This window comes from Bacteroides sp. M10, assembly GCF_014334015.1.
Taxonomy (GTDB): Bacteria; Bacteroidota; Bacteroidia; order Bacteroidales; family Bacteroidaceae; genus Bacteroides; species Bacteroides intestinigallinarum.
The window spans coordinates 3,829,368-3,840,446 of record NZ_CP060488.1 but is presented as its reverse complement, the minus strand read 5'-3'; the positions used below and the strand labels follow the sequence as shown (position 1 = coordinate 3,840,446).

The 11,079-nt window shown below is 42.7% G+C and carries 7 protein-coding genes; all 7 read left to right on the top strand.

All coding sequences use genetic code 11. The annotated features are described in order from the left end of the window. The first annotated feature begins 12 nt into the window (after positions 1 to 12). Positions 13 to 1,686, top strand: coding sequence for a RagB/SusD family nutrient uptake outer membrane protein (locus tag H8796_RS13685; protein WP_032854629.1), 1,674 nt, complete (start codon positions 13 to 15; stop codon positions 1,684 to 1,686). 189 nt (positions 1,687 to 1,875) lie between these two features. Further along, positions 1,876 to 3,162, top strand: coding sequence for a DUF4995 domain-containing protein (locus H8796_RS13680; protein WP_117931958.1), 1,287 nt, complete (start codon positions 1,876 to 1,878; stop codon positions 3,160 to 3,162). 28 nt (positions 3,163 to 3,190) lie between these two features. Then, positions 3,191 to 5,191 carry a heparin-sulfate lyase HepC gene (gene hepC, locus H8796_RS13675; RefSeq protein WP_117931956.1) on the top strand — a complete coding sequence of 667 codons (2,001 nt, stop codon included), beginning with the start codon at positions 3,191 to 3,193 and terminating at the stop codon, positions 5,189 to 5,191. A 53-nt stretch (positions 5,192 to 5,244) separates the two neighbouring features. Beyond that, complete coding sequence (locus H8796_RS13670) at positions 5,245 to 6,861, top strand: sulfatase (protein ID WP_158570834.1); 1,617 nt, start codon at positions 5,245 to 5,247, stop codon at positions 6,859 to 6,861. Positions 6,862 to 7,047: 186 nt separating this feature from the next. Continuing rightward, positions 7,048 to 8,676, top strand: coding sequence for a Tat pathway signal sequence (locus tag H8796_RS13665; RefSeq protein WP_187343810.1), 1,629 nt, complete (start codon positions 7,048 to 7,050; stop codon positions 8,674 to 8,676). 45 nt (positions 8,677 to 8,721) lie between these two features. Next, a complete protein-coding gene (locus H8796_RS13660) occupies positions 8,722 to 9,663 on the top strand; it encodes an ROK family protein (RefSeq protein ID WP_117931952.1) in 942 nt (313 codons plus the stop codon). A 143-nt stretch (positions 9,664 to 9,806) separates the two neighbouring features. Further along, a complete protein-coding gene (locus H8796_RS13655) occupies positions 9,807 to 11,075 on the top strand; it encodes a sugar MFS transporter (protein ID WP_187343809.1) in 1,269 nt (422 codons plus the stop codon). The last annotated feature ends 4 nt before the right edge of the window (positions 11,076 to 11,079 follow it).

The window sequence follows — 11,079 nt, the reverse complement described above, 5'->3', positions numbered from 1 at the left end:
TGAGAAAATAATATGAAGAAATTAATATATTACATAGCAATGTCCATTCTGTGCATTTTACCTTATTCATGCTCATTAGATGAAGAGGCAAGAAGCGAAATGGAAAAGAAGAATTATATGACTAATGCTAAAGAAGCACAAGATGTTCTATTAGGAGTATATCGTACAACTGTTGAAGATGCTGCATACGGGTATCATCTATCTTTCTTGTTCAACATGGGAACAGATATATCTCAAGGAGAAGGTTCCGATATAACGAATTATCGTATCATTGTCAATAACGCTTTTCCTACTACCCAAGTAGAAATTCAACAAACATGGCAAGTCCTTTATAAAGGTATCTACAGAGCAAACGACTTCCTGGAACGTATTAGTGGAAAAATAGAGACTTATAATACTACTGATAAAAAGATCGCAACTCTTTATATAGCCGAAGCCAGAGCGTTAAGAGCCATGTTCTATTTCGAGTTAGTTCGTCGTTATGGAAATATTCCTTTGATTACCAGTACAGAGATGTCTTATCAAGCTCCTACTACTTTTACACAGGCTACTCCTGATAAAGTATATGAATTTATTGAAGACGATCTTCTTTATGCTAGTGAAGTCCTACCATATGCAATCGACGATCAGCTTCGTGAGAACACATCATATCGTTTTAGTAAAGGGGCAGCACTTGGGCTCTTGGCAAAAGTGTATGCTACATGGGCAGGATATCCTGTACAAAATACAGCAAAATGGGAAGATGCTGCCAAAACAGCACGTATCCTCATCGAATCCGGCAAACATTCATTACTGCGCAATTATGAAAAGTTATGGGAAAATACTTGTAGCAGTGTATGGGATCCAACAGAAAGCTTAATCGAGATTTCATTCTATTCTCCTACCGTATCTGGTTCTGGAGATCCTGTAGGGCGTATCGGCAAATGGAATGGAGTAAAAACAACAGCTATCGCCGGTGTACGAGGTAGTTGTGCAGGAAATATGAAAGTAGTCCATACATTCGTGCTCGATTGGAGAGACGGCAAAAATGCAAATGACAAACGTCGCGATCTATCAGTAGCAAACTATAAGTATGATGACGATTACGTATTATGGGCTAAAGGTAAAAGTGATACGGAAGAATCTGCAAAATTAAAAGACCAAGATCCCACTCAAGCTCAAAAAGAAAAACAAAACTATACACCAGCCAAATGGGATCTTATAAAATACCAAAAGACAGGTGGGGTTATCAATAACGATAAATCTAACGCAAACTGGTATTTCTTACGTTATGCAGATGTATTACTCATCTATGCCGAAGCGCTGAATGAATGGAAACATGGTCCTACCACAGAAGCTTATGCTGCAATTAACGAAGTTCGTCGTCGTGGATATGGATATCCTAGCAATACAGGAAGCTGCGACCTTTCAAACTTAAATGAAGAAACTTTCCGTGAAGCAGTCAGAAAAGAACGTGCGTATGAATTAGCATTTGAAGGTCATCGTCGTATGGATTTAGTTCGCTGGGGCATCTATTATGAAACTATACAAAAAACGAATGCTGCTTTAGCAAACTGGTGGGATTCTGCAGATAATTACAGATATTTGTTATATAAATATACAGAGAAAAACAAACATGAATTACTGCCTATTCCACAACGTGAAAAGGACTTGTGTATTCAGTTCAAACAAAACCCTGGTTGGTAACAAAATCTCTATAACTTCTCTCCAATATGCCTTAAATAGGGCATATTGGAGATATTTAAAACCTTTTTCAACAAAATCAAAACTTGAAAAGCTCTATTTAAACGCCTTTTCGACAATCCTGTAACACAAAATTAGGTCTTTCACCTACTTTTGCATCAGTTACAAAACTTCTAAAAACAATCACTTAAAATGAATAACATGAAAAAGAAACTTGTTCTCTTTGCTTCGGTTAGTATTGCACTCGCGTCGTGCCAGACAACCCCAAAGGAAGACTACAGTTGGATAAAAAAAGGACTGGATGTAGCTTCTGCCCAATTACAACTTTCTGCTGAAGAAGTTAGTGGTACAGGGATGCTGCCACGCTCCATCCGTACCGGCTATGACATGGATTTCCTTTGCCGTCAGTTGGAAAGAGATTCATTAACATTTAAAGATTCCCTACGTGCACAGCCTACTGCCGAACAGCTAGGCAAACGTCGCCTCTGCAACGTTTATGACTGGACGAGCGGTTTCTTCCCCGGTTCATTATGGTATGCATACGAACTGACAGGAAACGATACACTGAAAACTCAAGCAATCGAATATACCAATCTTCTGAATCCGGTACGCTATTATAAAGGTACACATGATTTGGGATTTATGGTCAACTGTAGCTACGGCAATGCAGAACGTCTTTCACCTAACGATACCATCGCTGCTGTGATGAGAGAAACTGCCGATAACCTCTGCGGTCGTTTCAATGATTCTATCGGTGCTATCCGTTCATGGGATTTCGGAACATGGAACTTCCCGGTTATCATCGACAATATGATGAACCTTGATCTTCTGTTCAATGTAGCAAAAGCAACAGGCGACAATAGATATAAAGACATCGCTATCAAACATGCCATGACAACGATGCATAATCACTTCCGCCCGGATTATACTTGCTGGCATGTAGTAAGCTATAACAGCGATGGTACAGTAGAACGAAAACAAACCCACCAAGGCAAGAACGATGATTCTTCATGGGCACGCGGACAGGCATGGGCTGTGTACGGATATACCGCTTGTTTCCGCGAAACAAATGACAGCATCTTCCTGAACTTTGCAAAGGATATAGCTGATATGATTATGGATCGCGTAAAAACAGACGACGCTATTCCTTATTGGGATTATGATGCTCCTGTAACCAAAGAAACTCCACGCGATGTATCTGCTGCTTCTGTCACTGCTTCTGCAATGATTGAACTAAGCACAATGGTTCCCAATGGACAGAAATATCTGGATTATGCGGAAAAGATTCTGAAGAGTCTGTCAAGTGATGCATATCTTGCAAAAGTGGGTGACAATCAAGGATTCATCTTGATGCATTCCGTAGGTTCACTGCCCAATGGTTCTGAAATCGACACTCCACTGAACTATGCTGACTACTATTATCTGGAAGCATTGAAGAGATTCATGGATCTGAAAGGTATCAATTACAAAGATATCTAATACATAAAATTATAACACCTATTATATCATGAATAAAACTTTAAAGTACATCGTTCTGCTTGCAATCGCATGTTTCGTAAGCAAGGGTTACGCCCAAGAACTGAAAAGCGAAGTCTTTTCTCTTCTTAACCTGGACTATCCGGGACTGGAGAAAGTAAAAACTTTGCATCAGGAGGGTAAAGATGAGGATGCTGCCAAAGCATTACTGGACTATTACCGCGCACGTACCAACGTAAAAACTCCGGATATCAACCTGAATAAAGTGACTATCAGCAAAGAAGAACAGCAATGGGCGGATGACGGATTGAAACATACATTCTTCGTACATAAAGGTTATCAACCTTCTTACAATTATGGAGAAGATATCAACTGGCAATACTGGCCGGTGAAAGATAATGAGCTCCGCTGGCAGTTGCACCGTCACAAATGGTTCACTCCAATGGGTAAAGCTTACCGTATATCCGGTGATGAAAAATATGCTAAAGAATGGGCACACCAGTATATCGACTGGATTAAAAAGAATCCGTTGGTGAAGATGGACAAGAAAGAATATGAGCTGGTAAGTGATGGAAAAATCAAAGGTGAAGTAGAAAACGTACGTTTTGCATGGCGTCCTCTGGAAGTGAGTAATCGTCTGCAAGACCAGACTTCACAGTTCCAGTTATTCCTTCCCTCCCCTTCTTTCACTCCGGACTTCCTGACAGAATTCCTGGTGAACTATTACAAACATGCTGTACATATCCTTGCTAATTACTCGGATCAAGGCAACCATTTACTTTTTGAAGCTCAACGCATGATTTATGCAGGTGCCTTTTTCCCTGAATTCAAAGATGCTCCGGCTTGGAGAAAAAGTGGTATCGACATTCTGAACCGTGAAATTCACGTACAGGTATACGAAGATGGCGGACAGTTCGAACTTGACCCACATTATCATCTGGCAGCTATTAACATTTTCTGTAAAGCCTTAGGTATCGCAGATGCTAACGGATTCCGTAAGGAATTCCCTCAAGATTATTTGGATACCATTGAAAACATGATTATGTTCTATGCAAACATTTCTTTCCCTGATTACACCAATCCATGTTTCAGCGACGCCAAGTTGACAACCAAGAAAGAAATGGTGAAAAACTACAAGTCATGGAGTAAACTGTTCCCGAAGAACCAGGCAATCAAATACTTCGCTACAGAAGGAAAAGAAGGTGCATTGCCGGATTATATGTCTAAAGGTTTCCTGAAATCAGGCTTCTTTGTATTCCGTAATTCATGGGGAATGGATGCTACCCAAATGGTAGTAAAGGCAGGTCCGAAAGCTTTCTGGCACTGTCAGCCGGATAATGGTACATTTGAACTTTGGTTCAACGGCAAGAATTTGTTCCCGGATTCTGGTTCGTATGTATACGCAGGTGAAGGCGAAGTAATGGAACAACGCAACTGGCATCGTCAGACTTGCGTTCACAACACAGTAACCCTGGACAACAAGAATCTCGATACAACAGAATCTGTTACTAAGTTATGGCAACCGGAAGGTCCTATCCAGACTTTAGTGACTGAAAATCCGAGTTACAAGAATCTGAAACACCGTCGTTCTGTTTTCTTCGTTGATAACACTTACTTTGTTATTGTAGATGAAATGGCAGGTAGCGGTAAAGGTTCTATCAATCTCCACTATCAGATGCCGAAAGGAGAAATTGCCAACAGCCGCGAAGACATGACGTTCCTGACACAGTTCGAGGATGGAAGCAACATGAAACTGCAATGCTTCGGCCCTGCTGGCATGAGTATGAAGAAAGAACCAGGATGGTGTTCAACAGCTTATCGCAAACGTTACAAACGTATGAATGTATCGTTCAACGTGAGAAAAGACGGCGAAGAAGCTGTACGTTACATCACTGTTATCTACCCGGTTAAGAAAAGCGCAGATGCCCCTAAATTTGACGCTAAATTCAAGAACAAAGCGTTCGATGAAAACGATCTGGAAGTAGAAGTGAAAGTAAACGGAAAGAAACAGTCATTAAAATACAAACTATAAAAAGCCTCAAAGCCTCTCCCTGCCCCTTTTCTTGGGAGAGGCTTCTTATCATTATGGAAAACTATTACACCTCCTCTACCCTACTCCTCCCATTGGCAGCACTAAGCCTCGTTTCTTGCAACAGCCAAAAGAAAGAAGAAGTCAGACAGCCGAACATCATCTTCATGATGACGGATGATCACACCACTCAAGCAATGTCCTGTTATGGAGGAAATCTGATCCAAACTCCTAACATGGATCGGATTGCCAACGAAGGTATCCGCTTTGATAATTGTTACGCTGTCAATGCTCTTTCGGGACCTTCACGCGCTTGCATCCTCACCGGCAAATTCAGTCACGAGAATGGTTTTACCGATAATGCAAGTACATTCAACGGCGATCAGCAGACATTCCCCAAACTTCTTCAGCAAGCCGGATACCAGACTGCCATGATCGGCAAATGGCACCTCATCAGCGAACCGCAAGGTTTCGACCATTGGAGTATCCTTAGCGGCCAACATGAGCAAGGTGACTATTACGATCCTGATTTCTGGGAAGACGGAAAACATATCGTAGAAAAAGGATATGCTACGGATATTATTACCGACAAAGCAATTAAATTCCTTGAAGGACGGGACAAGAACAAACCGTTCTGCATGATGTATCACCAGAAAGCCCCACACCGTAACTGGATGCCCGCTCCCCGTCATTTAGGCATATTCAATAATACAACTTTCCCGGAACCGGCTAATCTGTTCGACGACTACGAAGGTCGTGGAAGAGCTGCTCGCGAGCAGGATATGTCTATCGAGCACACGTTGACAAACGACTGGGATCTCAAATTGATGACTCGTGAAGAGATGCTGAAAGATACAACCAACCGTCTTTATAGTGTATATAAACGTATGCCTATTGAAGTTCAGGATAAATGGGATTCTGTATACGCCGGGCGCATTGCCGAATACCGCAAAGGTGACTTGAAAGGCAAATCTTTAATCAGCTGGAAATATCAACAATATATGCGCGATTATCTGGCTACGGTTCTGGCAGTAGACGAAAATATCGGCCGACTATTGAATTATCTCGAAAAGATTGGCGAACTGGACAATACAATCATTGTCTACACTTCCGACCAGGGTTTCTTCCTTGGCGAACATGGCTGGTTTGACAAACGCTTCATGTATGAAGAATGTCAGCGTATGCCTCTTATCATCCGTTACCCGAAAGCAATCAAAGCAGGAAGTACCAGTAATGCAATCAGCATGAATGTAGACTTTGCTCCTACCTTCCTCGACTTTGCCGGAGTAGATATTCCGTCAGATATTCAAGGAGCTTCTTTGAAACCTATATTGGTCAACGAAGGCAAAACCCCGGCCGACTGGCGTAAAGCTGCTTATTACCATTATTACGAATATCCTGCAGAACACTCCGTAAAACGTCACTATGGTATCCGTACACAAGATTTCAAACTGATTCATTTCTACAACGATATCGACGAATGGGAAATGTATGATATGAAAGCTGATCCGAGAGAAATGAACAATGTCTTCGGCAAACCGGAGTATGCTAAAGTACAAAAAGAGCTGATGGAGCTACTTCAGGACACTCAAAAACAGTACAAAGATACTGACCCGGACGAAAAAGAAAAAGTCCTCTTTAAAGGTGATCGCCGACTGATGAAGAATCGCTAAATGATAATTTATGAGTTCACCACAGAGGACACGGAGGACACAGAGTTTTTCTCTCTTCTTTCCGTAAGTAAAACAGAGCGATAAATACGATTATAAATACATGAAACTCTGTGTCCTCCGTGTCCTCTGTGGTGAAATATAAATCCCCATTTATATAAATAAAGATTAACCAAAAACAATTATATCATGGATAGAAGAAAGTTTTTAAAAAACACAGGCTGGTCTTTCCTCGGATTGGCAGCTTCAGGCAGCTTGCTGGGTTCTTGCGCAGTTGGAAGCAAAGAAGCAAAAAAGATTATGCCGTCAGCCAGTAACCTCAAAATGTACTGGGGTGACTTACACAACCATTGCAACATCACATACGGACACGGCGACATGCGCGACGCTTTTGAAGCAGCGAAAGGACAATTGGATTTTGTCAGTGTCACTCCTCATGCGATGTGGCCGGATATTCCCGGAGCAGATGATCCCCGTCTGAAATGGGTGATCGATTACCATACGGGAGCTTTCAAACGTTTGCGTGAAGGCGGTTATGAGAAGTACGTAAAAATGACGAATGAATACAATAAAGAAGGTGAGTTCCTTACTTTTGTCGGATACGAGGCCCACAGCATGGAACATGGTGACCATGTTGCATTGAATTATGATCTTGACGCACCACTTGTAGAATGTACTTCTATCGAAGACTGGAAACAGAAGGCTAAAGGACACAAAGTATTTATCACTCCGCATCACATGGGTTACCAGGGCGGTTATCGTGGTTACAACTGGAAATGCTTTACCGAAGGAGATATTACCCCATTCGTAGAAATGTATTCCCGTCACGGTCTGGCAGAAAGCGATCAGGGAGACTATCCTTATTTACACGATATGGGTCCGCGCCAATGGGAAGGAACCATTCAATATGGTCTTGAATTAGGCAACAAATTCGGTATCATGGCTTCTACCGACCAACATTCCGGTTATCCGGGAAGCTATGGCGACGGTCGTATTGGTGTCATGGCTCCGTCATTGACTCGCGACGCTATTTGGGAAGCTCTCCGCACCCGCCACGTATGTGCCGCAACCGGTGATAAAATTATTATCGACTTCCGCCTCAACGACGCTTTCATGGGAGACGTGGTTCGCGGTAACAGCCGCCGTATCTACCTGAACGTCACAGGTGAAAGCAGTATCGACTATGTAGATATTGTCAAGAACGGACAGATTTTAGCTCGCATGAACGGTCCTCTGACTCCGATTGCTCCGGAAGGTGATACGGTACGTTGCAAAGTTAAAGTTGATTTTGGTTGGAATCGTGAAGAGAAATACGTACATTGGCAGGGTAAACTGTCAGTGGACAAAGGACAGATCCATAGTGTAACTCCTTGTTTCCGTGGCGCAGCGTTCACTTCTCCGCAAGAAGGTGAAACTGAATTCCACACGCATGTCAACCGTATTGTATCCGTTGGCGACAAGGAAACCGAACTGGATATGTACAGTAGCAAGAATCCGAATACGACTACAGCAGCCATGCAAGCCGTCATTCTGGATGTGGAAATGCCCAAAGACGGTAAGATCATTGCCGAATTCAATGGCAAGAAGTTTGAACACACATTGGGCGAATTGCTCGAAGGTTCACGTTCACACTTCATGATCGGTTGGTTGAGCGAGGCAATCCTCTTCAATCGCGCTATGCCGGAAAGCTGCTTCACTTTGGAACACTACATGGAAGATAAAGAGCCGCAACGTGATACGGACTACTACTATGTACGCGTTCGCCAACGTGACGGACAATGGGCTTGGAGTTCACCGATTTGGGCAGAAAGAGTGTGATTTTTTTAAGTATTAAGTATTATGTATTAAGTATTACTTGGTGATATGGAAAAAGAATACGCTATAGGAATTGACCTTGGCGGAACTTCTGTAAAATACGCCCTAATTGATAATGAAGGCGTATTTTACTTTCAAGGGAAGTTACCGTCGAAAGCCGATGTATCAGCCGAAGCTGTCATCGGACAGTTGGTTACTGCTATCAATGAAGTGAAAGCCTTTGCACAGGAACAAGGCTACAAAATCAATGGTATAGGAATCGGTACACCGGGTATCGTAGATTCTACAAACCGCATAGTTCTGGGAGGTGCGGAAAACATCAACGGTTGGGAAAACATACATCTGGCGGACCGCATTGAAAAGGAAACCGGACTCCCGGCTTTATTGGGAAATGATGCCAATCTGATGGGATTAGGAGAAACAATGTATGGAGCCGGACAGGGAGCCACTCATGTTGTTTTCTTAACAGTAGGAACAGGCATTGGCGGTGCAGTAGTCATCGATGGCAAATTGTTCAACGGTTATGCCAACCGGGGGACAGAACTGGGGCACGTGCCTCTCATTGCCAATGGCGAACCTTGTGCCTGTGGTTCCGTCGGCTGTCTGGAACATTATGCTTCCACTTCTGCCTTGGTACGCCGTTTCAGTCAACGGATAATAGACGCAGGTATCTCCTACCCGAATGAGGAGATTAATGGAGAACTGATCGTCCGCCTTTACAAACAAGGAGATAAGATTGCACAACTATCGCTGGAAGAACATTGTGATTTTCTGGGACATGGAATTGCAGGATTCATTAATATCTTCAGCCCTCAAAAGATTGTGATCGGTGGAGGACTTTCCGAAGCCGGAGACTTTTATATTCAGAAAGTAAGCGAAAAAGCCCGCAGTTACGCCATCCCCGACTGTGCCGTGAATACTCAAATCATAGCTGCCGCTCTTGGAAACAAGGCCGGAAGTATTGGAGCCGCTTCACTCTTTTTCAAATGAAAACAAAAATAAATGATAGTTGATAGCTGATAAATGATAGTTAGTAAATGAAAGTTATCCCAACATACAAATACTCAATCATCAATTAATTATCAACTTCCATCTATCAGTTATCATTTATCAACTATCAACTATTTAAGATTATGAGAAAAAATTTAGGGATGCTGGCGCTGATTATGGCGTTCTGGTTTACCATCTCGTTTATCACCAATATTCTAGGCCCACTCATTCCGGATATTATCCACAACTTCAATCTAAGTGACCTGGCAATGGCGGGATTTATCCCGACTTCTTTCTTCCTGGCCTATGCCATCATGTCTATCCCTGCCGGATTGCTCATCGACCGTTTCGGTGAAAAGCCGGTATTATTCGGTGGATTTCTAATGCCGTTCATCGGCACCATCCTATTTGCCTGCATGCACACGTATCCGATGTTATTGGCTTCTTCTTTCATCATCGGACTGGGAATGGCCATGTTACAAACGGTATTGAATCCACTCCAACGCACTGTAGGAGGAGAAGAAAACTATGCATTTATCGCCGAACTGGCACAGTTCATGTTTGGCATTGCTTCTTTCCTAAGTCCTCTGGTATATACTTATCTAATTCGTGAACTTGATCCGGCAACATATACAGCAGGTAAGGGTTTCTTTATCGACCTGTTGGCCGATGTCACTCCACGGGAAATGCCGTGGGTATCTCTTTATTGGGTATTTACAATCCTGCTATTGGTCATGCTGATAGCTGTCGGTGTATCTCGTTTTCCCAAGATCGAGTTGAAAGAAGACGAGAAAAGCGGGTCTAAAGATTCATATCTGGCTTTATTCAAACAGAAATATGTATGGCTGTTTTTCCTGGGAATTTTCTGCTATGTAAGTACGGAACAGGGAACTTCAATCTTCATGAGTACCTTCCTGGAACAATACCATGGAGTTAACCCACAAACAGACGGTGCACAGGCCGTAAGCTATTTCTGGGGATTGATGACAGCCGGTTGTCTGGTAGGTATGATTCTGCTCAAGTTAATTGACAGTAAACGATTGTTGCAAATTTCCGGAATTCTGACGATCATCCTATTATTATCGGCATTATTCGGAAGTAAGGAAATATCCATGCTTGCTTTCCCTGCTGTTGGATTCAGCATCTCCATGATGTATTCCATCGTATTCTCATTGGCACTGAACTCTGCGTCACAGCACCACGGTTCATTCGCAGGTATACTATGCTCGGCAATTGTAGGAGGTGCCGGTGGTCCGATGATTGTAAGTACGCTGGCAGATGCTACATCACTTCGCACGGGTATGCTCTTTATCCTTGTTTTTGTAGGGTATATCACCTTTATCGGTTTCTGGGCACGTCCACTGATTAATAACAAGACTATTCGTCTGAAAGATGTGTTCAAACAACGCTGAACAA